19 protein-coding genes are annotated in these 22,997 nt (G+C 63.7%); 10 read left to right on the forward strand and 9 right to left on the reverse strand.

Annotated elements, in window-relative coordinates:
• Positions 1–499: 499 nt before the first annotated feature.
• From JK358_RS35865 to JK358_RS35895, 7 genes are all read left to right on the forward strand, one after another.
• A complete protein-coding gene (locus JK358_RS35865; RefSeq protein ID WP_201957511.1) occupies positions 500–1,441 on the forward strand; it encodes a replication protein RepA in 942 nt (313 codons plus the stop codon).
• A gap of 360 nt (positions 1,442–1,801) precedes the next feature.
• Complete coding sequence (locus tag JK358_RS35870; RefSeq protein ID WP_201957514.1) at positions 1,802–2,014, forward strand: hypothetical protein; 213 nt, start codon at positions 1,802–1,804, stop codon at positions 2,012–2,014.
• Positions 2,015–2,306: 292 nt separating this feature from the next.
• Positions 2,307–2,603, forward strand: a complete 297-nt coding sequence (locus JK358_RS35875) for a hypothetical protein (protein WP_201957517.1) — start codon at positions 2,307–2,309, stop codon at positions 2,601–2,603.
• Complete coding sequence (locus JK358_RS35880) at positions 2,600–2,995, forward strand: hypothetical protein (protein WP_201957521.1); 396 nt, start codon at positions 2,600–2,602, stop codon at positions 2,993–2,995. The genes JK358_RS35875 and JK358_RS35880 overlap by 4 nt, the downstream gene beginning before the upstream one ends.
• Before the next feature lie 1,070 nt (positions 2,996–4,065).
• Entirely contained in the window at positions 4,066–4,473 is a 408-nt protein-coding gene (locus JK358_RS35885) for a hypothetical protein (protein ID WP_201957524.1), read from the forward strand.
• Positions 4,466–5,083, forward strand: coding sequence for a type VII secretion target (locus JK358_RS35890; protein WP_201957527.1), 618 nt, complete (start codon positions 4,466–4,468; stop codon positions 5,081–5,083). The genes JK358_RS35885 and JK358_RS35890 overlap by 8 nt, the downstream gene beginning before the upstream one ends.
• A complete protein-coding gene (locus JK358_RS35895; RefSeq protein ID WP_201957530.1) occupies positions 5,083–10,362 on the forward strand; it encodes a putative T7SS-secreted protein in 5,280 nt (1,759 codons plus the stop codon). Before JK358_RS35890 ends, JK358_RS35895 begins: the two co-directional genes overlap by 1 nt.
• Before the next feature lie 365 nt (positions 10,363–10,727).
• Here JK358_RS35895 and JK358_RS35900 read toward each other — a convergent pair whose 3' ends face one another.
• From JK358_RS35900 to JK358_RS35925, 6 genes are all read right to left on the reverse strand, one after another.
• Positions 10,728–11,291 carry a hypothetical protein gene (locus JK358_RS35900; protein ID WP_201957532.1) on the reverse strand — a complete coding sequence of 188 codons (564 nt, stop codon included), beginning with the start codon at positions 11,289–11,291 and terminating at the stop codon, positions 10,728–10,730.
• Complete coding sequence (locus JK358_RS35905; protein WP_201957535.1) at positions 11,291–11,608, reverse strand: hypothetical protein; 318 nt, start codon at positions 11,606–11,608, stop codon at positions 11,291–11,293. Before JK358_RS35905 ends, JK358_RS35900 begins: the two co-directional genes overlap by 1 nt.
• A 97-nt stretch (positions 11,609–11,705) precedes the next feature.
• A complete protein-coding gene (locus JK358_RS35910) occupies positions 11,706–13,031 on the reverse strand; it encodes an amidase family protein (RefSeq protein WP_201957538.1) in 1,326 nt (441 codons plus the stop codon).
• Positions 13,032–13,045: 14 nt separating this feature from the next.
• Entirely contained in the window at positions 13,046–14,290 is a 1,245-nt protein-coding gene (locus JK358_RS35915; protein WP_201957541.1) for a M20 family metallopeptidase, read from the reverse strand.
• A gap of 87 nt (positions 14,291–14,377) precedes the next feature.
• Positions 14,378–14,842, reverse strand: coding sequence for a nuclear transport factor 2 family protein (locus JK358_RS35920; RefSeq protein WP_201957544.1), 465 nt, complete (start codon positions 14,840–14,842; stop codon positions 14,378–14,380).
• A gap of 105 nt (positions 14,843–14,947) precedes the next feature.
• The gene (locus tag JK358_RS35925; protein ID WP_201957548.1) at positions 14,948–17,434 is read right to left on the reverse strand and encodes an ATP-binding protein; all 2,487 of its coding nucleotides are present in this window, start codon (positions 17,432–17,434) and stop codon (positions 14,948–14,950) included.
• A gap of 175 nt (positions 17,435–17,609) precedes the next feature.
• On the opposite strand from JK358_RS35925, the gene JK358_RS35930 reads away from it, so the two are divergent.
• Positions 17,610–18,119, forward strand: a complete 510-nt coding sequence (locus JK358_RS35930; RefSeq protein ID WP_201957550.1) for a hypothetical protein — start codon at positions 17,610–17,612, stop codon at positions 18,117–18,119.
• Positions 18,120–18,137: 18 nt separating this feature from the next.
• Here JK358_RS35930 and JK358_RS35935 read toward each other — a convergent pair whose 3' ends face one another.
• Complete coding sequence (locus JK358_RS35935) at positions 18,138–19,166, reverse strand: replication protein RepA (protein ID WP_201957552.1); 1,029 nt, start codon at positions 19,164–19,166, stop codon at positions 18,138–18,140.
• A gap of 978 nt (positions 19,167–20,144) precedes the next feature.
• Positions 20,145–20,492 carry a hypothetical protein gene (locus JK358_RS35940; protein WP_201957563.1) on the reverse strand — a complete coding sequence of 116 codons (348 nt, stop codon included), beginning with the start codon at positions 20,490–20,492 and terminating at the stop codon, positions 20,145–20,147.
• A gap of 168 nt (positions 20,493–20,660) precedes the next feature.
• Here JK358_RS35940 and JK358_RS35945 point away from each other — a divergent pair, with 168 nt between their 5' ends.
• Complete coding sequence (locus JK358_RS35945) at positions 20,661–21,260, forward strand: TY-Chap domain-containing protein (RefSeq protein ID WP_201957566.1); 600 nt, start codon at positions 20,661–20,663, stop codon at positions 21,258–21,260.
• 367 nt (positions 21,261–21,627) lie between these two features.
• Positions 21,628–21,954: a hypothetical protein gene (locus JK358_RS35950; RefSeq protein ID WP_201957570.1), complete on the forward strand. Its 327-nt coding sequence runs from the start codon at positions 21,628–21,630 to the stop codon at positions 21,952–21,954.
• A gap of 583 nt (positions 21,955–22,537) precedes the next feature.
• Here the strand turns inward: JK358_RS35950 and JK358_RS35955 are convergent.
• Positions 22,538–22,873, reverse strand: a complete 336-nt coding sequence (locus JK358_RS35955) for a DUF1330 domain-containing protein (RefSeq protein WP_201957573.1) — start codon at positions 22,871–22,873, stop codon at positions 22,538–22,540.
• Positions 22,874–22,997: the final 124 nt, after the last annotated feature.

Genomic DNA, 22,997 nt, shown 5'->3' on the forward strand with positions numbered 1-22,997 from the left:
ACTGCCGACCGGGCCATCGAATTATCGCAGGTCAAACGGCATAAATTTGCCCCTACAAGTAGTTATTCTTCTTGTAGAGAAAGATAACTAGTAGTAATAGGCCGCAGCCGCCTGTGGACGAACCGCAGCCGCCGGCGGTGTCCTTGCTCGCCCCTCGGCCGACATCCACGCTCTACCCACGCAGACACCAGCACCAGTCACGGCCTGTCCCTGGTCGCGGTCCTGGCGCATCTGCGACGGCGATCGCGCCGCGCCGACGCGATCGGGTCGGCTTCTAATGCGTGCAATTCCACCGTCTCCCGTGCTCAATCTCACACCGAGCCGCATCGGCCGAGTGAATACGCATAACTTGCCGACCGTGGCCATTATGAGAATCCGGCCGTCGCCGCCTAATCTGAAATCCGACTTCAGAAGCCTGCACGTCGGCTTCTGCGCACCCACGCCGACACGCCGACACGCCGAATGCGAGTTTGGAAGGAAACATGGAATGCTAGCGCCCATGGCTCGGCCCAAACGAGATGACGCGGAGCTCGCCGCCATCGCTGCCGAGCTTCAGGCGCAGCGTGAACGAGAGCTCCAGGAAGTTGGCTACCTGGGGCGATTGTTTACCCAGTTCAGCCTGCCCTACAAGGACCCCGGCACCGACCGCACCGCCTGGGGCCGCGAGAGCGGACCGGTACGCATCACGGTCCAGCCCGGACTTCGTGTGGAGAACGGCGTCACCCGCTCCTACGGCTTCCCCTTCGGCGGCGTTCCCCGCCTAATCCTCGCCCATATCTCCACCGAAGCTGTCCTCACCGGTGAGCCGATGATCGAGCTCGGCAACTCCCAATCGGAGTACATGCGCAAAGTCGGACTCGGCCGCGCGACAGGCGGCAAAACAGGCACGATCGGCCGCTTCCAGAACCAAACAGAACGGCTGCTGCGCGCAACCATCACGATCGACTTCAAAGACAGCTACGCCCACCAACGCTCCCGCGCCATCAAACTCAGCGTCGCCAGCAACTGGGACCTGTGGTGGACCGGTGAACGACGTGAGTCCCAGCCCTACCTGATGCCCAGCTCCATCACGCTCTCACCGGAGTTTTTCAAAGAGGTCATCGACCACCCGGTCCCGGTCGACATGAACGTGCTCAATCTGCTGCAGTCCGCCCCCATGGCCATGGACATCTACATCTGGCTGACCTACCGCATGTTCAAGCTCGAAGACCCCATCCAACTGTCCTGGCAACTGCTCATGCTGCAGTTCGGATCCAACCTGGCCGACACCAAGCAAGGCCGATTCCAGTTCCGCCGAGACTTCTCCAAACACCTCGAATCCGTCCGCGCCTTCTACCCCGACCTACGAGTTGTCGTCGATGACAAAGCCGGACTAACGCTCTACCCCAGCCCCACCCATGTCACCAAGAAGCTCTCACGACGCCTTCGCGCAATCGACTGAAGGCCGCCCGACCCATCGGCGGACGGGCTCCATATCCCGGACGACCACCGCCGACGGAGAAATCCAAACCGGATGGCTTCCTTGAGGATTCGCCGCACGGACAGCGTCGAGGTTCACGAAGGCATCCTGGCAGTCGGTAAGGGCAACTAACGAGCCTGCAATGGACCGAGAGTCTCGTCGTCCGACTCTCGGAGCCGTGCTGGTGTGACGGGCACTTCTCCGAACAATCGAACCCCTGGCTTCTCGACAGTGGAGACACTCCAGCGTCGTCCGGTCGGTGACTTGTGCACAATCGACCACCAGGCTGCCGATCGCAGCCAGCGACCCCGCCCAGCGGACCCCGAGGCAGTGAGACCATTCATGACGTCACGACACGTTCGAAACTTCGGCATTGTCGCCGTCCTGCTGGCGGCACCGCTGATCGCGACGGCCACCGCGGCCGCCGTACCGCTCGACCAGCAGACGTCGATCGATAGCAACGAGCCGATCGGCGACGTATGCATTCAGCAGTGGCCGGCATCGCTGCTGTGCATACTGAGTTCGTCCGCGGGCACCAGTAGTTTCGTGGGGTAGCGCACCGAGATTCGACCCAGCGACCGTGACTCGATCGTGCCGATCCACGCGGCCAATTCGTGGTGGCATATGCCCTTTTCGACGAGATTGAGCAGTCGGGCTTTCGGGTCGGACGCTAGGCGACTCGGCATAGACGCTCATGGCGAGCGGAGCACTCGTGCTCCGGTAGCGGAGATCGCAGTACACCGCGACCTTGTCACCGTCGTCATTGAGGCCACAAAGCAGCTCGCAGTCGTCCCGGTCGGACTGGAATGTCACAGCGCAGCGAATCGTCCAGGGGTAGCATGACGTCATGCCGTCGAACTTTCCTATACGAGGCCTCACCGAGGCCGACAAGTACCTGCTCGCTCAAGCGGCGGCTCAAGGCCGCACCTCGCAGAATCAGTGGGCGCTGACCGCGCTCCGGGCCGCGCTCGACGCTGCACTTCCCGGCGCGCGAGACGCCTACGAACGTCGTGACGAACTCGCCGAGAAACTCATGCACCGCCTCGGTATCGATCCTGAATCGCCCGAGTTCGCTCGCAATCAAACCGAGGCACGTGCGCTGTTGGCTCGCGCCGACCAGCTGCGCCAGGACAAGACCGCGTGAGCCATGCGGATGTCACCCTTCTCGACAGCACGGTCCTGGTTGCCTACGAACGTGATCTGACCAGGCGGACACAGACTTTCGTGGTGAACGCGTTCCTGGACGAACGCGTCCTGCTGACCTCCGCGTTGTCCGCGACGACCGCCGCAGCGCAACTGGGCCACCAGGTCCGTGAGCTGTCGTTCCTGCTGCACGATCCTGAAGCCGTGGTCAGAGTGCTCGAGCTCGGATTGAGTGGTTTCGAGAACGGATCGTCCGCCCGCGAACCAAGTCTCGAGGCCGTCGAAACCGCGGTGGTGGCTGCCGAAGCGCGAGCCACCGGCGCCACGATCTTCACCTTCGAACCCGACCGGTACAAGGGCTGGCTCGTGGACGTCGTCGACATGCGTCCCTGATCCGCTGGCATGGTCCGGCACAGCACACCGCGGCCGGACTGCTGTATCAGGCGATCACGAGCGACCATCCCCGAGGGCACCACCTACAGAGTAGGTGCCCAGCGGTGGCTGCTCCGCGCCGGCGGCCAAACCTGGCCCCCCACACACAATCTCGCCGAGCTGGCGTGCGAGTTCGTCAAGGCTCGCACCAGCAGCCGCAAAGGCGTAATACCCGCCCGCGCACAACAGATCGCCCGTCAGAGCCGACATCCAGCACAGCCAAGGCAATACCGCCGACTGACACAGCATTCTATGAATGCGCTGGTAGCAGAGCCTTCGAACCAGGTAGACGCACCGCGCTTCGTCATTCTGGATGAATCATCGCCGGTAGAGGAGCCGGTTCAGGATGCCGTAGTCGACGGCTCAAGTGTGGCCGGAGGTCCGCCGTGCAGATCTCTCACCGAAACGGACGACAAAGCGACTGGTAGATGAGGGTTTTCCGACTCCGCTCCGACCTGGCGGCGCGCACCGACGAGGAGCGGGTTGCGGATTCATCTGATGCAATATGCAGGCTTTAACCTTACATAAGGTATGTTATCGGCGTCGGTCATCGCCTTACACTGCCGCACGTTTGAGCACTTCGTTTTCCTGCTCCAGCAACCGAATTCGGCGCTGCGCCGCCCGCAACTCGGCAGACTCGCTCGAGGTCTTGCCCGGTTTGGTTCCCTCGTCGACATCGGCCTGGCGCATCCCATTTCGACAGCGTCGTCGGATTGGACCCCGAAACAGCGGCGACCTGTTCGAGGGTCACACGTCGTCGCGGTTACGCGCGACGCACACGACATTATGCGCACGGTCACTTGCCGATTCGCCGTACCACGCGTGTCCCGATCACTGGCTGTGACGGCCCTGTACTCGCGTGCTCTGAGCGGCTCCGAACGCATTGCACCAGCCCTTCCCACTGCTGGTAACGCCACCTGTCCTGTCCCGGACGGCTGCCGTTAGAGTCTGCCGAAGTTTCGATCGGCGTCGATACCGATTCTATTCGCGGTTGGCAGCGCGCGAATCATTTGGTAGCGGAAGGTTCTCCGATGAGGAACTGGGGCCCGGTGCATGGGGACAGATCGGCCGAATTTCGGTCCGAGGTCGCAGCGTTCTACGCCGGATTCGGGCAACCGCACCTCCTGCGGGCGGCATTCGACGAGGCTTCGCTGTATGTGCCGGTGACCGCCGATGACCGGGTATGCATGTCCCGTGCCGGGGGAGTCGACTGGCTCTGCGCGTTCACGAGTGCGCAGGAGTTCGCGCGGTACATGGTGGCGCGCGGAGTGTCCGCAGCGGAGACGTATCGATATCACATCCTGCTGGGGTCACGATTGTCCGAGTGGGCGCGGACGCAGCTGAAACCGACCGGCGTGTCTGTCGACTGTGTGGGTGCCGCGCCGATGGCGTTTCCGCCCGAACTTCGCAAGCCGGTCGGAGAGGTCGCGCGTGGCTGACCAACTGGATGTCGAACCGGCGGTGCTGAATCAGGCCGCCCAGGGCATCACCTCGATTATCGATCAGCTCTCCGAACTCGGCGTCAAGGAGACCGGCGCGATGGGTCGCGGCTTCGCCATGCTGACGTTGTCGCCTCTGGAAGCTGGTAAGGCTTCGGTGCAGGCAAGTTTCGAAACCTTCTGTGAGCGCTGGTCCTGGGGCGTTCGCGCCGTGGTGCAGGCCGCAAACGAGCTGGCCCGACTCCTGGGCCTGTCCGCAGGCCGCTACCAGCTGATGGACGATCAGCTCTCCGGCATGTTCAAGCAGATGTACACCCACCTGGCCGGTAACCCACACCTCTCCACCGCACAGATCAACGCCCGCACATGGGAAGACACCCTCTCCGACAACACCTTCAATCACCTGGGCAACGCGGATTACTCCGCCGGGTCCTTCGATGCCATGGTCGCCGCGCTGCAGACCAACATGCAGGTGATCGACGCGGTAGGCGGTCAGGCGCTGGCCAACGCCGTCGGCGGCCCGTTCGACACGGACGCCGGCTGGAACACCGGCGCTGCGCAACAGGCCGCCGAGATCATGGGCGACGAGGCAGGCAAGGGAGCCGGGTAGTGGGCACCAGAGACTGGGTCAACAGTGCCGGCGACTGGTTCGAGGATGCCGCCGAATCCGCGACCGCCACCGCAGGCGAGATCGCAGGTTCCGGCCTGGACGGTCTGTCCGGCTTGGCGCGCCGTATCGGCGCCGACGATGTAGCCCAGGCCCTCGACGACTTCGGCGATGAGATCGCCTCGATCACCGGCGGCGAAGTCAGGGAACGCGAACTCGGCGAAAGCAGGGATCCCACAGAACTCATCCGCGGCGAGCCCTCGGCTATCCGCGACGTCGCCGGCAAACTCCGCAACCTGGCCACCTCGATCGAATCCACCGGTTCCGCATTGCGCACCATCAATGTCGCCGACTGGACCGGCGAGGCCGCCACCGCCTTCCACAGCGAATTCGAGAAGCAACCACAGTTGTGGTTCACAGCCGCCGACGCGATGACCAACTGCGCCGCCACCCTCGACGACTGGTGGTACTGGGCTGTCGTCGCCGCCCAGGCCAAAGCCCAGAACGCCATCGACAAGTGGGACGAGGCCGACCGCGCCGAGCAGGCCTTCAACGCGCTACCGGACGAGTTCAAGAGGAAACTCACCCGCGCCGACGACACCCTCCGTGACGAGGCCCGAACCATCCTCAGCGAGGCTCGTGACCAACGAGACTCAGCCGCCGCAGGCGTGGTAGCCGCGATCGCGGGCTACACCGACGCGGCCCCCGCCGAACCACCTTTCACCGACCGCTGGGACCGCAACCTCTCGGACCTCGACGCCATCGCCGAGCATGCCGACTTCAGCGCCGTCTCCGGCCTGCTCACCAGCCTCACCGGCATAGTCCAATTCGTCCGCGCGGTGAATCCCACCGACACTTACAATCTGGCCCACCCCGGCGAATACCTCACCAACCTCAGCGGATTGGGCACAGGGCTGGTCGTCGCGGCCGCCGATCCCGGCGCGGTCACATCCGCCTTCCTGTCCGACGTTCGCCGGAACCCCTTCGAGTTCGCCGGCGCCCTCACCGGTGATGCCCTCTTGATGGCGGCCACCGGCGGCACAGGCGGCACAGCCAAGGTTGCCGTCACCACTCTCAAGAGAGTCGACGACGCGATCTCGATCACCCGCCGAACCCCCGACCTCATCCACAAGTGGCCCACCACCCCAACCGACTCGGTGTTTCGTCGCGGCGACAGCCCTTGGACAACAACCGCAGCGACGCCTGACAACGTCGCCGAGAGTTCAGGCGGCTACGGCGAAGCACCCCCGACACACGCCGTCTCCACCGAGCTCAACAGAGCTGATAACCCGGCTGCCCAACTCCCGGACTCCGGACAGCCAGCCGGTAACTCCGGCGCCACAACGGATTCCCTCACCTACCGTGCGGATCAGTCTAATCCGGGAGACACAGATGCCCGCGGGGACGGCGGAGCACTCAGCTACTCGCCGGAAAACAAACACGATCTCGGAGACATCGGTCCAGGCCCGCATCCTGATTCCGAGGCGAACGGCACGAATCCGCCACACGATATCCGGGACGGCGGAGCGGGCATCGGCCCGCGCGACACGCACACCAATGGCAGCGATGGTGGCGCTGCCACAAATTCCGTGGAAGGTCCACAGCCGCAACCTAATTCGGACCCGGGCGCACGCGCGGGAGCTGACATCGGCGTACACCATGCCGCCGAGAACGGAGGCGCGGAGACCAACCGGGTTCCGGACCAATGTGAGACAGGTCGCGACCCCGTCGACATCGCCACCGGCGAATTCCTGCTCCCCGAAATCGATCTCGTCCTCCCCGGTGTCCTCCCGCTGCGGCTGACCCGCCGCCATCGCTCGAACTATCGCTTCGGACGCTGGTTCGGCCCGAGTTGGTCGGCCACCATCGATATGCGCATCGTCGTTGAGCAGGAGGGCGTCACTTTTCTCGGCGAGGCCGGCATGATGCTCGCCTACCCGCATGCTGAGGTCGACATCGCGGTCCTGCCCACTACCGGCGGCCAGGACTGGACTCTGACCCGCACCGGGTCGGGTGGATACCGAGTCCGAGACCCTGAACGCGAATTGATCTGGCACTTCGCGCCGGAGCCAGCGCTCGGCGGAATGGACGCCCAGCTCGGAAGTTTCGCGATCAGCGCCATCACCGATCGCCACCGAAACCGCATTCGCTTCCACTACGCCGCCAACGGCGCTCCGGTCGCGATCACCCATTCGGGTGGCTACCGCGTCGAAATCGGTACCTCCGACAGCAGGATAACCACCCTCACCGTCATGGGTTCAGACCAAGCAGGCATGGAAAATCGCACGCGCGTCCGAACCTTCGCCTACGAATCCGGCAACCTTATCGCGGTCACCAACGCGGTAGCGGCGACCGTCAGCTACACCTACGACGAGCACGCCCGCATGCTTTCCTGGACCGATTCCAACGACACGTCCATGCACAACACCTATGACGAGTCGGGCCGCGTGATCATCCAGCAGGGCACTGGCGGGATCCTCAACTCCGCGTTCGACTACCTCGACTTCCCTGACGGCAGTGGCACCTTGACCACCGTCACCGACTCCCTGGGCGCAGTCACTACCCACGGCTTCGACCACGACCTCCGCCTCCGAGACCTGGTCGAGCCCTCCGGCGCCCGTACCCACTACGACTACAACGCCGACCGCAAGCTTCTCAAAGTCGTTGCCCCGGACGGCGCGACAACTCACTTCGGCTACACCGGCGACGGCGACGTCACCCGAATCACCCGACCGGATGGCGCCTCGATCAACATCGATTACGTCTGGCGCAACCGCCCCTCAGGGATTGCTGACGCCGACGGCATTGTGCGCCAACAGGAGTGGGATGGCAACGGTAACCTGACAGCTGTCATCGATGCCGACGGAGTGCGTAAAGAGCACCACTACCACCCGAACGGTGCTCTCGCCGAAGTGCTCGCGCCGACGGGTGCTCGTACCGCATCGGGGGTGAATCCCGCTGGCCTAGCGGTGTCGATTACTGGTGCGGACGGTACTGAAACACGGATCATCCGTGACTGTTTCGGCCGGCCGGTGCGAATAACCGACCCACTCGGCGCCTCGACCGTGTATGAATGGTCGCTTGAGGGTCAACTCTCGCGACGGATCGACCCCGACGGCTACTCAGAATCCTGGGCCTGGGACGGTGAAGGAAATCTCCTCGCCCACGTCGACCGTGCGGGCGGCCTGACCCAGTTCACCTACGGTGTCTTCGATCTGCTCGCATCCAGAACTGATCCTGAGGGTTCGGTCACGCATTACAGCTGGGATACCGAGCGCCGACTGGTCGGAGTCGCCAATCCGATTGGCCAGACCTGGGTTTACGAGTACGACGGATCCGGCCGGTTGACGGCCGAAACCGACTATGCGGGCGCGACAACTCGCTACACATACGATCGCGCGGGGCGAGTCCACACGATTGCGCCCGCCACCGGTGTCGTCCGCCACCACGATTACGACATCCTCGGTCGGCTCGTGGAGGTAACCGCTGCGACTGGCGACTGGCGACGCTTCACTTATGACTCGGCAGGGCGGGTTCGCGAGGCAACCACCGGGTATGGATGCGCCACCAGTCACAGACTCGAGTTCGAGTACACGCGAACCGGCCTGCTCGCTTCGCAACGATTCGACAATCAGCCGGCCATGACCTTCGACCATGATCGGAGCGGGCGCAGGGTACTTCGTACTGCCCCGAGTGGTACGGCGACCGGCTGGTGTTGGGATCAGAACGACCGCCTCCGATCACTGCACGCAGACGACCGCAAAGTCACTTTCGACTACGACGAAATCAGTCGGCCGATCGGCTGGCGAATCGGTGAAGTCGCCATCACGCGAACACTTTCCGATGTTGGACACGTCGAAGCCCAGGAGGTCACCGCCTTCTCTGGTTCACCTCTCGCGCTCAACCCGACTCGTCCCGGTTCGCGGCCCATGCGCCGAGACACTTACCACTATCGCCCCGATGGGTACGTCGAGGCGCACACCCACGTGGACTTCAACGGCACCCACACGTCCCGTCACTACAGCCTCGATGCTGCGGGCAGAGTGACCGGCATCTCCAGAAGTGGAGTCGACACCGAGTCCTACACCTACGACGCACTCGGCAACATGGTCACCGCGCGCACATCGGGGAGCTCAGCTTCTCGGAGCGACACCCGCGGGGAGTATCGAAACAACCAGCTGATCCGGAACGGCCGCACTTGCTACTCCTACGACAAGTCCGGTCGGCTTTCCCGCAAGACGACCACCCGCCTGTCCCGAAAACCCAGCGTCTGGCACTACGAGTACGACGGCTTCGACCAACTGATCTCAGTCATCACTCCCGATGGCCAGCACTGGCGCTACACATACGATGCTCTCGGCCGCCGGGTGTCGAAGCAGCGTCTCACTAAGGACGGTGCGGTGAGCGAACGGGTGGACTATGTGTGGGATGGCGCAACTCTCATCGAGCAGGCGGCGGGTGAAATGTCCATTCGCTGGCAGTACCGACCGGGTACGCACATTCCGATCACGCAGACGACAGACCAGGAAATGGTCGACCGCGAGTTCCATGCCATCGTCTCCGATCTGGTAGGAACACCGACAGAACTGCTTGACCCTGATAGCGGCGTCTCGGTAGCCACCGCGGTTACAGATTTGTGGGGTAACACGACATGGCACGGCACGGCGGAGACGCTGATCCGGTTCCCTGGTCAGCTGTACGATCCTGAGACTGGACTCCACTACAACTTCTTCCGGTTCTATGACCCGGATCGCGGACGTTTCTTGACGTCGGACCCGCTCGGACTGCAGCCTGCGCCGAACCCCAATATCTATCCTCGCAATCCGCTGGTCTGGTCCGATCCTCTCGGGTTGATACCTTCGGGCTGTAGCGTTCTTATGCGAACGGGTGCGGATACCTATCAATCGCCAGCCGGTCTCGAGTACGGCCCGGATCCTGGGCCGAATTTTGTCGACCGAGCCGACCATGTCCATAATCATGCGAATGACATCCCTAGCAGGCCAGGACATCACGGGGTATTCACAAGCTCATCTCCGGACGAGATATTCGAACTCGTGGACGAGGGCTATTTGAGGGCGATGAATGGTCAGGCCGTAGCTTTTCATCAGGGACCAAAAATGGTCTACTACATCAACATGGAAAGGGCTATCGGTTTAGCTGGCGGCCAGATCGGGAATCTTGCGGGAAATCCGATGCTGAACTATCTACAACTTGTGCTCCTGGGGAACAGGGTAATTACAGCTTTCCCAACCGCAGGTATTCCGAGCGGATTGCTAGGATGAAAGCCATGATCTGGCTCGAAGAGTGTCCCTACCTGGACCAAGGACTGGTGGTCCCTGTCGTGATGCAGAGCGGACGCGTTGTCCTCATGTGCGATTCGTGTGGCACAGTGTGGTGTCGTCCGGAAGATATTTCGGAGGACCAATCGAAAGAACAATATCTTCCGCAACCGCCGGACTGGAGCGCATGTGGAGATACCCTGCAGGGGGGAGTCAGATCCGCATCGGCAGCGGATCTGGAGCTCGCGGGTTGGGCCGGTCTACCATGGAAACGGTAATCGCCTTGAGGTTCAGGATGAGTTCTTTCTGTAACGCGCTTACCGAGCCCTCTTGTGGTCACCGAGATCGTCAGCAGGGCGAGGGCATCTTCAGAATCTAGATGCGGCTACCACTACCTTGAACCATTCATCGACGACCGAATCAGCCGTTGTGTTGTCGAGTTGTTCCACCTGACTCAGCAGGTCCTGAATTGCAACCGTGGCACGTGAGCGAAACTCATCTATTTCTGACACAAGCTTGCTTCGAAACTCCCCGCCCTCTGGTCCGAAACGAAGTACGGTGTACTTCTCGAACCCTTCCATATGCTCCACTCGACCGTTTTCGGCCACACGAAGCCGTAGTTCGCGCGCCACGTCGAGGTACGCGCGGATATATACGACCCTGACGTGGATCTCGTTGAATCTCTCCACCAAGATCGGGACGAGTGATCGGATGCAGTTCGCCAACGTCCGCAGTTGGTCTTGTCGTCTTCCCAGGATCACCTCGGACTCTTTGCCGGACTCGGTATCGAAGTACTCCCCCAAGCCGGACGACAACCGGGACACATCAACGATCGTGTGCTCGAATTCAGTTGCCGCAGACTGCATATCGTCAACGATACGACGGGCAACATCGACGTCCCATGCGGCGACAACCGGTACAGTCAGGGTCATCAGAGCGCCGCGCTTCTTCCGATGTGACGAGCATCTTCGCGGTCCACATGAGCGAATTTACTGATAGCTGCGTCGATGTCGTTTCCGATCCAGATCAGTGTGTCCGCGATCAAATCCTTTGTGCTGCTGATACTTCCCAGTACGTTCGCATGGCCGTCGGCCTCGGAGTACCCGATCAAGGCGGCCATGATCCGAGAGCCCGCCATGGCCGCGTAGTGCTCATCCTTGTTGCCTGCTGGTGACACATTGGACAACTCAGCTCCCTGCCCACGGAGAGCGTTGGCCAGCGAATGTGATTGGTCAAGGTCGATTCTCACGGTGCTTCTCCTTGCTTGTTCAACAACCGCATCCGATGTAATCGGAATATTCCGACAACCCCGTCGCGCTGGGCTGTGGTGGTATCGGTCCGGATGATCATCGGCCGAGGATGTGCTCGAACCGCTGAGCGATCCCCAGCACCAGCGCATCCGCGCCTGCCAGCGCATCGAAACTGATCCCCACCGGCCGGCCCGACTCGGTCGTGCCTGCCGGCACCGAAACACTCGGCAGACCGGCCAGCGCGGTGGGATCGGTGTTGCGCAGGTAGGTCGACAGCGTGGGCTGCTCCACACCGTCGACGACAATCGTCTCGTCGCATCCGATCGGACGCGCGGTCACCGGGGTCGTCGGCACGACCAGGGCATCGAGATCGTCACGCTCCAAACACTCCCGGTACGCGCCGATCAACCGCCGCCGATGCTCGGCGAGGATCAACCGGTGCGTCTCGTCCGGTACCGGCGATCCCCACAGTTCGTTCTCCAGCAGGAACCGTTCCGGGCCCGCCATCTGCTCGACCACCTCCCACACGTGGATATCGGCGCGATGGCGACTGAGATAGGTCGCCATGTCTCGCACCGCGTCGTAGAGAATGCTCGGTAGCGACGCCGCGGCCATGACCTCCCCGACGCCGAAGACCTCGGTCTCGACCAGCACGACTCCCGCCCCGGCCAGGGCGTCCAGCGCCCGATCCACGACCGCGGCCAGCTCGCCTTCGAGCTGCTCGTAGAAATACAGGCGGGGCACGCCCAACCGCACATGATCACGAAAGCCCTTGGTGGCAGCAGGAATCGATGCGATCACCGGATCGATCGCGCTCACTTGCGCCACCGAGCGAGCCAGGACTCCGACAGTGTCGCGTGTCGAGGACAAGGGAAGGACGCCACCGAGCGGATAGCGTCCGATGGTGGGGCGGAATCCGACGCATCCGCTCAGGGCGGCCGGGATCCGGCAGGATCCGGCCGTGTCGGTGCCCAGCGCCAGGTCCACCACACCTGCCGCGACGGCCGCGGCACTGCCTCCGCTGCTGCCGCCGGCGATTAGATCCGGGTGATGCGGGTTGCGCACCGGCCCGAAGGCGTGATTGTTCGAGGTCACCCCCGCCGCGAGCTCGTGCATGTTGGTCTTGCCCACCACTACGGCCCCCGCCGCTTGCATCCGGTCGATCACGACCGCGTTGCTCGCTGGACGCCACTCGCGCAGTCGCGGTGTCCCCGCTGTGCACGGGAAGCCGACGACATCGATGTTGTCCTTCACCGCGACCGGGACACCGGACAACGGCCCGTCGGTTATGGGGGGCCTCCGAGTCAGTTCGTCCTCGGTCGCCACGGTGATGAAGGCGTTGAGGTGACTGTGTTGTTCTGCGCGGATGAGCGCGAGCCGGGCCTGCTCCAGCGGCGTGCGCGTGTCCTCGTGAGCGACCACGACTTCTCTCCTGCTCAATGGTCGGCGATCGCCAGCGCCGACAATGTGAAAGCCCGCTTGGTGCGAGCTCGTAAGTCGCTATCACACAGGAAGTCCAGCGCTGTCATCGCCAACGCCTTGGCTCCATCTGTCACTGCGCGATCCGCCTCCGGTGAGAGGGCCCAGAACACGAAGTCCGGTTCATGGATCATGACCGTGCCCGGCGCGCACGCGATCGTCGAATGCAGAACCGGCACACGGTGACTCACGTTGCCGGCATCGGTCACCGCCGGCGGGAACGCTTCGTACGGAGTGAAGGACCGCCCCAGTGTGACCGCGTTGGACTCGTATGCGTCAGCCAGCGGTGTGTTGATGCGCATGTTCAGATAGTCCGCCTGTGACCACTCGACATCGGCGGTACACCCTGCGGCAACCGCGCCGCCGACGACACACCCCTGCACTCGGGTCTTCAACGCCTCGAGCGCGGCCGCGGTCTCGGCGCGCAGAAAGTAACGGGCCGACGCTTTGGCGGGAATGACCGACGGCGTCTCCCCGCCCTGGGTGATCACACCGTTGACCCGCTCCCCGCGCGCCAGATGCTTGGACAGCATCCCGACCGCTTGATGCGCCAAGACCGCTGCATCGAGTGCGTTGCGGCCGTGCTCTGGCGTCAGCCCGGAGTGGCTGGCGACCCCGTGGAAGGTCACATCCAACTGCGAGAGGCAGATGCTGTGCACCGCTTTGAGATCCCACGAGGCGGCGTGAACCATCATGGCGGCATCGACCCCGTCGAATGCTCCGGCGCGCGCCAACAATTCCTTGCCGCACCCTGCCTCTTCCGCGGGTGTGCCCAGATACCGCACCACCCCGGGAAGCCTGTCCCCCACCATGCTCAACCCCAGTGCGGCTCCCAACCCGATCGCCGCGATGACGTTGTGCCCGCAGGCGTGACCGAGTTCCGGCAACGCGTCGTATTCGGACATGAGCGCCACCGTGGTGGGCCCGGCGCCGAACTCGACCGCGAAGGCGGTATCGAGACCGTAGGCGCCGACGACTGTCGACAACCCCAACGCGGTCGCTGAGCCGGTCAACACCTCGGCCGCCGCGTGCTCGCCGAACGCTGTCTCGGGATTGGCATGGATTCGCCGGCTCACATCGCACAACGTGTCCGCGATGGCGTCGATACGCGAGGTAACGACCTGCTTGAGCTCGTCGAGCTGCGTTGACACCGAATCCATGATGGCTCTCCTTCGAACTCCACTGCTCTCGTCGACACCCATTCCCGGACAGGAAGAATGAACTCACCGACGGTTGGATGACATTGCGCGCCAACGTATTGCGGCGCTGCTTTCATCGCGCGGGGCAGGTCACCGGCCGAATACGAGGTGATCGTATTTCTTGGTGTCGTAGCGGATGATGTTTTCTTTCACCCGCCCGTCCTCGATCAGGAAGCGGTCGAACCCGTCGATCTCGAGCGGGCCGGCGACTCCGGTGCCGTGCGCGCGCCAGCGAATGAAAATGAACTCGCCGTTGGTCGCGTGCTCGAGGACTTCCAGCCACAGGCCCGGGATCTCGTCCATCGCCTGCTTGATCCGCGCCCGATAGGCGGCCGCGCCGCGCACGGGCTCGTCGTCGCCGGGCCAGTCACCGATGACATCGTCGGTGATGAGAACCGCGCGCTCGGGATCGGGACTGGCCCAGAACGCGGCCCAGTGCTCGACGGTGAACGCGGGCATCACATCATGAACCTCACCATTCTGTGTGGCCACTGTGCACGCTCCTAACCTTTCGACAATCGAAAGGTCATAATCGCGCAGCAGGGCACCGCCCACTACCAGAAACTTCCCATCATTGGGAAGCCAGACGTCGCAGTGGCAGGACACGGGCCCACGGTGGAGACAATCGGAATCCGCGGATAGCCCGCAGATACAGAGCCGTCAGCGAGCCGGCCGATTCTGAGTGGCATCGGCGACCGCTTTGGAGATTTCGGCAGGAATGTGACGGAGGATGTCGTTGCGCGAGGTGATCATCAGTTTCCTGCGCACCGACGCGAGCTGGGCATCCACCGTGCGGACCGAGCACCGCCGGTGCGCGGCAATGGCCGTGTTGGTCCACCCCGCCGCGGCATAGGTGGCGATATGGCGCTCCGCGCGGGTGAGCGAAGCCCACAACACACCCGGTGCCCCCGCGCCGGGACCGGCAGTCGCCGCCGCGGCGAACGCCCCCCGACCGATGTCTCCGCTGTCGACAAAGGTGCGCAGCAGGGCCTTGCCCTGGTCCTGCGCGTCGGCGTAGTCCTCCTCACCCAGCGCGCGGCCGGCCAACTGCGCGGCCCGATCCAGGTGCGTGGCCAGCAACGGGATCCGATGGATCGCCACCCCGGTCGATCGATGGTGTGCGGCGAAAGCACCGACCAGGCGCGCGAGCTCGCGCGCGATCCGGTCCCGATCGACCGCGCCGGGAGAGGTCGTGTCGGCCAGGATCTCGGTCAAGGTGATGAACCGTCCCGCCAATGCCCAGCTCACCGTCCACATGTCATCGGGGACCAACGGTGCCGACAGCAGCGCATCGGTCAGCGCCAACGCCTCGCGTGTATGACCGCACCGTGCCAGAGCGATGGAATGAGCGATCTCGGCGAAGGCCATCGTCCGGGTGGCACCCGCACCCGCCGCTAGGTCGAGATAGTGCCGAGTCCGCTCGAGCGCTTGCGCCCGGTCACCGACGAACGCGGACGCGAACGCCAGGAACTGCAGGCACGCCTCCTCCCCGAGGGTGTCGCCGGCGTCATGGAACTTCCCACGGGCCCGATCGAGCACGATCACCGCGCGCTGGTCCATCGCGACCATCATCAGTTCCGAGCCCCACGTCCATTCGACCGCGGGCGGAAGCCCGATGTCGACCGTCGCGCTCGCACGCCAATCCCCTACCGTCGGCGCGCACACCGCCGCACAGCGATCGAGTAATGCCGCCGCGGTCTCGCATTCGCCCTGCCACAACGCGAGCCGACCGATCAACGCCATCGCGCGCACACGAAGCGCCTCGGCCGCGGGCCCGGACTCTTGCGTCGCGTCCAGTGCCAACTCGGTCAGACGAAGAACCGCACCGGCGCGGCCGCGTGGAATCCACCGCGAGATCAGCACCGTCGAAATCTCGAGCCCGATCAGCGCTTCGGCGGGATCGGTGAAACTGCTCTCGATCGCGATCAGGATGTTGTCCCACGCGTCACGAACCCATTCCACCCAGGCTTGCTGCTCCGGACCGCACCAGATATCACGAATACTGCCGATGCCGCGGCGATAGTAGCGTCGATGGCGCTGCTGCAACCGGACCCGTTCCGCTTCGCGGTCGAACAACTCCTGATAGGCGAACAGCCGCACACTTTCTAGCAGGTAGTAGCGCACCATCCCGGCCCTGGCATGCGTCGAGACGAGCGACTTCTCCACCAACCCGTCCAGAATCGGCGCTATGGCCGCCGCCGGCAGAGCATCGTTGGCGCACACCGCGACGATCGCGTCGAGTTCGACACCGTTGCGCGCCGGCGCCGCATTGTCGGTCTCTTCGAAACCCGCGGCGAACACCGCCAGGCGCTCGAGTAGAAGCCTCTCTTCGGCGCGGCACAGATCGAAGGACCACTCGACCACGCTGCCGATTCCACTGTGGCGCCCTTCTGATTCCATGCGCACACCCTGTCGCCACGCCAACCGTCTGTCGCTGGTGTCGCCGGTGAGTTCGTCGAGCAGACCCGCCAGCGGCCGATGTCGCAACCGCGCGGACGCGAGCCGGATGAACAGTGGATTGTGATCGACGCGACGACATATCGTGCGCGCCAGGGTGATCTGCTCCGGGTCCTCGGGGACCGGCCGGCCGACGATCGCTGCCCGCACTCGTAGCAGCTCGAGCGATTGCCGCGGCGACAATGGCGGGACAGCGAACACATATTCCTCGGCCCAGCCCACCGGTTCGCGTGAGGTCGCCAGAATCGTCAACTCCGGCACCGCGGACAGCAAATCGGTAATCAACTGTCGCGCAGCCGAATTCACGTGCTCACAGTTGTCGAGCACCAGAAGCGGCGCGAGGCCGTCGGAAGCCTCGAAACGCAACGCGCCCAGTAGCGCATCCCATGCCGACTGGCCGACAACATCCGAGCGCACCACCGAATGCGCGACCTCCTCGACTACCGACGCGCTGTCACGAGGCAACCGCGCCAGCCGCACCCAGTGCACGTGACGGCTACCGGCCCGATCGATTCCGCGCAATGTCTCCGCCGCAAGCCTGGTCTTTCCGATCCCCCCGGGACCGACCAGGGTAATCAAACGGAAGACGCTGGTCAGCAGATACTCGAGCGTCTCCGATTCAGCTTCGCGACCAAAGAATTGACTGGTTGAGGCAGGCACTTCGTCGCCGCGCAGGGAAACCGCGGACATAGCCAGCAACGTACTCGCTTTCGCGACGATCCGCGGCACTTCCGCACCTCGCGGCAATCCCCTCGTCATCCCCGCAACAACGTTCTCGGCAGTAGGAAGACACGGACGGCGGCGATGACATTCTGAGGGAATGGCGATATCGGCACTCCGCCCCTATCGGCGCCTGACCCTGCGCATGTTCGTCGACACGTCACCGCAACACGGGCACCGAATTGCCACCGCATTGCGCACGGCATTGCAAGCACACGGAACCGTCCGATCTCTGACCGAGGACGGCGAATACTACAAAGTCGAGGGCTGGATCGAATTCAACGCGACAGTGACCCCACACCGATCCACCCGTGACTGTCTGGCGGCGTGGGCCGCCGGCGCGGGCCGCGCGTGGGTGGCGCCGCCCGGCAAGAACTTCGCGATCTTCGACCGCCGCCGCGATCCCGACGCCCGCCTGCTGCACGAGCGTCTGCAGTGGGCGAGCATCGACTACGAAGAAGCGATCACACTTCCTGCCTTCGACCTCGGCGACCAGGTCCTCTACCCCCCATTCCAACCGGGCACCGTCGTCGGCATCGCCTGCCCCGATCCCGACGATCCCGAGGCCTACTGGGCCTATCTAATCCAACCTGACTGGTCGACGAACCTCGAATCCAGCCTCTCGTTTCGCGCCGACGAACTCGAACCCCGATAACCGCATACGCCCAGCGCTCTAGCGGGCCAACGACCGAAATCCCGGCGACATCGGAATATGGGGGAGCCCCGGCCGCAACACCACCCCGGCATCGGTGGTATCGACATTGGCCTGGGGATAGACGACCAGGACCTGCTTGAGTGCCGCGGTGAAATCACGCCGGAATTGATGACGTCGCCGCCGGTCGGAGGTGTTGGCCGCCGACCCGAACTGCACCATCAACGACTGCCACGGCACGGTGGTCTCGCGCTTCACCGAGAACATGCGATAGGTCAGCCACGCGTAGATGTCGAGCCGCAGCGCCGATCCACCCAACGCCTTGACCGCGTTCATGTCCAGCGGCACCGGATGGGCGGTCACCTCGCGATAGAACTCGTCACTCAAACGCACGGTCGAGGTGAACAACGAGGGCTGCCCGTCCTCGAAATCGCTTCCGCACCAAATGTTGTAGGCGCTGGCCACATACAGCTTCGCGCCGATCCGCCGATTCGCGTCCCCCTTGTACTCGATGGTCAGCGTCGCATTGAACAAGCGATGCGACTGTGTACGCATCCGCGTCAACGACCCGTTCTTGCCGCCGGTCGCCGTCAACCCCATCGAGCTCATGAAATCGGTGAGACTCTCCCCGAGCACGATCTCCGGCGACCCGGTCCGCACCGCCTCGGTCGACAGGAACGTCAGGATCAGGCGCGGCATCGTCCCGTACGGGTAGCCGATCGACCGTGTCCGGTTGCCCTCGTCGGTCGTCATCCCCGGCTGCACGGTCAACGACAGATCCCCATTGCGCCGGCCCCAGGCCGGGACATCCCCAGGATCGCGATACGGCAGGGAAGTCTGGGTGAACACACGAGCCAGATACCCGACCTCCTGCTCCCCATCCCACACCTCGGCAGCAGCGCGCACGATGTCCAACGGTGTTCGCTTGGGTCGTGACATGGCGCATAGCATCGCACGTCCATCGACAAACGCCAGCCGCTCCCGAAATCCGACCTCCCCCGGCCCCCGACCAGCCACGGCCACGCATATCTTGCGGACACCACCGCTCACCTGCACCGATCCTGCGGGCTACAAGCAGCGAACCACGGCACCTCTCTCGATCCCTCCGGTCGCCTCGTCAGCAGACTCACAACTCCCAGCACCCCGCACGGCTGTCGAGTTGATCCGCGCCCCAGAACACGCATACCTCGCGGACACCTGGGATCATCGCGCTCCCGATACGCCGAGTGGGTCCGCATATCTTGCGGACAGCGCGGCTGCCGCACGCATATCTCGCGGACTGTGGACAGACAGCGTCCGCAAACTATGCGTGCCGGCGGGGTGCCCGCAGCGGGCCGAACTCGGAAATCGCCAGTATGCCGCACGTGCTGGGGCGCCAATGCAACGATCGGCCACAGCGAAGTCCAAGGACCCGCGCATAGGCTGCGGACGGTGGATTAACCCGTTCTGTCCCCGCATACCTCGCGGACGTTGTCCACAACGATGACCACAAAAAGCTTCCTGGCCGAGGTTGTCCCCGCATATCTCGCGGACGGCCATGGACCCGTTTCCCCAGGACACCGCGCATAGATTGCGGACGCCCCGCGCATATCTCGCGGACGGGAAACGATCGAAACCGCAGGTGAAACGGCAAAAATCTGCTCCCCATGTAGTTCTTTTCCTATAAAGAAATCCTGTAGTAGGCTCGCAACGGCTGTGCACAAGAGAAACCGGCACCGCCACCACCCAGTGGCCGGAATCTCATCCGGCGGTGCCGAGCACCCAGGCCTTCACTCCCACCGTTGCCGAAATCACCGGTCGCACCCGAGTGAATCCGATAACTCCGAACCTCTAGGCCATGTCGCGAATCGAAGCGGCTCGGGCCACCAGCGAATGCGCGCCACACCCGGCCTGGATGCCCGCCTCGTGTGCTCTCCGTCCCGCGCAGGCCCGCGACCTTCCCTGACGCAGCATGCCCGCCACCGCGTCGAGTCGATGACGCCGGCTGCCACTGTTCCCACGCTTGGTAAGCGTCCTGGCCGCGAATTGTCAGGTGTCGTCAAGATTGTCGAACCAGACACCTCGAGCCCACACAGCCCGCACCACAGAACAGCTCCGTCCGCCAGGCGATTTCAGCGAGGGAAAGCCCAGTTGTCCGACGACACGTGGAACACCATTCGGCAAGTGATGCCCTGGTTCTTCTATCACTACGAACGCCACGGCTGCCCACCCGCCGGTGGCGTACACATCCAACTTCGCGACCACCGCACGCGACACCGCATCGAATTCGTCCTCGGCCACGGACATCTGGCCGTCACCGTCGACATCCCTCACGCCACTGCCGATGCTCGCCAGCTGATCTCGGTTCTGGACCATCAACCAGCCGGCCTCTGGCACACCACATCCCTGACCCATCCCGCCCCCGCCGCGCCGCCGTGCCCGCGCACGGGATCGGATACGACCGCCTTGCGTGAACCACCCTCGGAGCGGATCGCGACCTCGACATGGCATTCATCCGACTCACCGGATCACCATGCCGCACTGTGCGATTCGATAGTCGTCGTCATGCGTGAGGGTCTCAGCATGAACCCCGCAAACCTGCGTTCGAGTATCTGGACTCGCACCGGTCCACGCCTGCAACCCTCCTGGGGATTGTTCAGTCTCACCGAATCCGACCGGCCCACCGCCCGTGACGCGGACTCTCGATGCCAGGACTGGGACGACTTCACTCACCGGCTCGAATGGACGCTGACCACCCTGCCCGTCGGCGCCGTACTGATACTCGAATCACCCTCGGACACAGGAACCCCCCACCTCATCCAGTTCAAACACGAACGAACCCTTCGCGGGCTCGCGGTCCTGCAGCGTCGACACGGCGACACCACCGATCATCACGACCGCATGGCCGATCTGGGCTGGCATCACGCACCGGACCTGATCTTGAGCAACACCGCGCAGACCTGGACCGATGCCGGGCACTGCGAGCAGCCCAACCTGCCTCACCACTGCGCGGTGCGCGCGGCAACGACCCTGCGCGAGATCTTCCACACCGCCCAGCCGAGCCAGTTGAGCTGTCGTACACGCAGCAACAACGGCGTCGAAACCGGTTACATCACCACAGAATTGGGCCTACACGCGCCGAACACTCCCCTGCCGATCCGATGATCGGATTCCGTTCCGGGATCCCAGGATGGTCTGCTCCCCGACATGCGCGAAACCGCTTCCGAACTTGAGGGGAAAGGAATTCGGAAGCGGCCGCGACAGCACAGCAGCGGGCCGGTCAGTGCTCACCTGGACGCTGTGCCGTGACACCTCCCCCGGGGGCGTGGCCTGAGGTTCCCGACAGAACTGTCATGGCCAGGATAAGCACGTCCAGAACGGTCACACAACGACCAATTCCCATGCGCGGGAAGGGCTATCGACTTACCAGCCCTGGTAAGACGAGACCCGCATCGGCGGTCGGCGCGGTGCCTACAATCGCCCGACAATTCGCAGTTTGTCGCACTGCGATTGCCGAGGAAGGAAAAGACCTGTGAGCACCCGACATTCGTGGTCCACGAGAATCGCCGTACGCATTGTCACCATCGCGGCGCTGGCGGTGACCCCGCTGGCTCCGCTCGCCATTCCCGCGACCGCCACCCCCGATATCGAGGTCTCCCACGACCAAATCGACGGGCCCCGCGGCGTACCGGGCTCGCGCCCGGACGGTCCGCGACGTCCCGACCATCGACTGCCTCCCGAGCCGCCGATGGACTACCTGAGCCCGCCATCGTTCTGGCTGATGCCGTGCCCGCCCGATTACTGGCACGGCTGGCGGCCGGCGCCGCCACGCTGCACGGGGTCCTTCGGCTCCTGCTGACCCACCCCGCCACACAGCGAACACCTTCCCCCCGGTCGACAACAACATTGCGGCAGACCGGAGAACCGGCATCCTCGCAGGCCAGGGGCGGTGACCCCCAGACGCGCGTGCGACGAGCCTGGGGCACCTTTGTGGGTAATCGCCAAACGGGTCCCGCTGTTTGACCCCTCCGACATTACCCAACATCGACCACTTCGCACCGAGCCCACTCGCGTCTCGGATGCCGCGCTCGCCGATCGAAACAAGAAGAGTTCGCCCCGAGGCTTCTGTGCCTGCCCGGTCTCCGTTGGAAGCCCCGGGACGAACAGCCACGGCACGCGGTTGCAAGCCGCCCGCATCCACCTGTCTGCGCGGTGTCGGTGACAACACCGCCGCTCACCATGAAAGGAACGCGGACGATGCTGTCACCGCTGGGCTGCTTGCTGCCGTGACATACTGCAGTCGCCATCTGGCGTTCTGGCAGTGACACGCACTGTAGTCACAACACGATCATCGCTTCCACAGCCAATTCCCGTGTGTGGGAACGTGTTTCGGCACATCGCTGCCGCATTCAGTCGGGCATGTGGTGTCCTGAACGAGGCGGTCAGCCGGCGTCGCTGCCACCGAGCAGTTCGATGGCCCGGTGTCCCGGCGAACACTTCTCGGCCAGAATCATCGTGCAGCGCGCACGAGAGGTCCGAAGCCCCACTATCGCCTGATATTCCGGCGAGTCGTACCACTGTCGCGCCGCGGTCAGATCCGGGAATTCCACCACAACCACGAGCCCGTCGTGCGGGCCCTCCCGCACGGCCTGCCGGCCTCCGTGAACCAGAAATCGACCGCCGTACATTTCGAGTGTCGCGTCGACCCGTCGCAGATACTCGGCCAATTCCGGACCGAAATCGATACTGTGCAGATGAGCGATGGCATATGCCGTCATGACACAGGCCCCCAAAAGGCCAATCCTGGTGTTGATTCCATACCATCCATCATCGAATTCCTGTGTATCCGACGGGTACTCGACTTCCCAGCTATGGGAGGTGTGAGGGGCGTCGCGCTCCTAT

The organism is Nocardia acididurans, from assembly GCF_016741815.1.
Classification (GTDB): domain Bacteria; phylum Actinomycetota; class Actinomycetes; order Mycobacteriales; family Mycobacteriaceae; genus Nocardia; species Nocardia acididurans.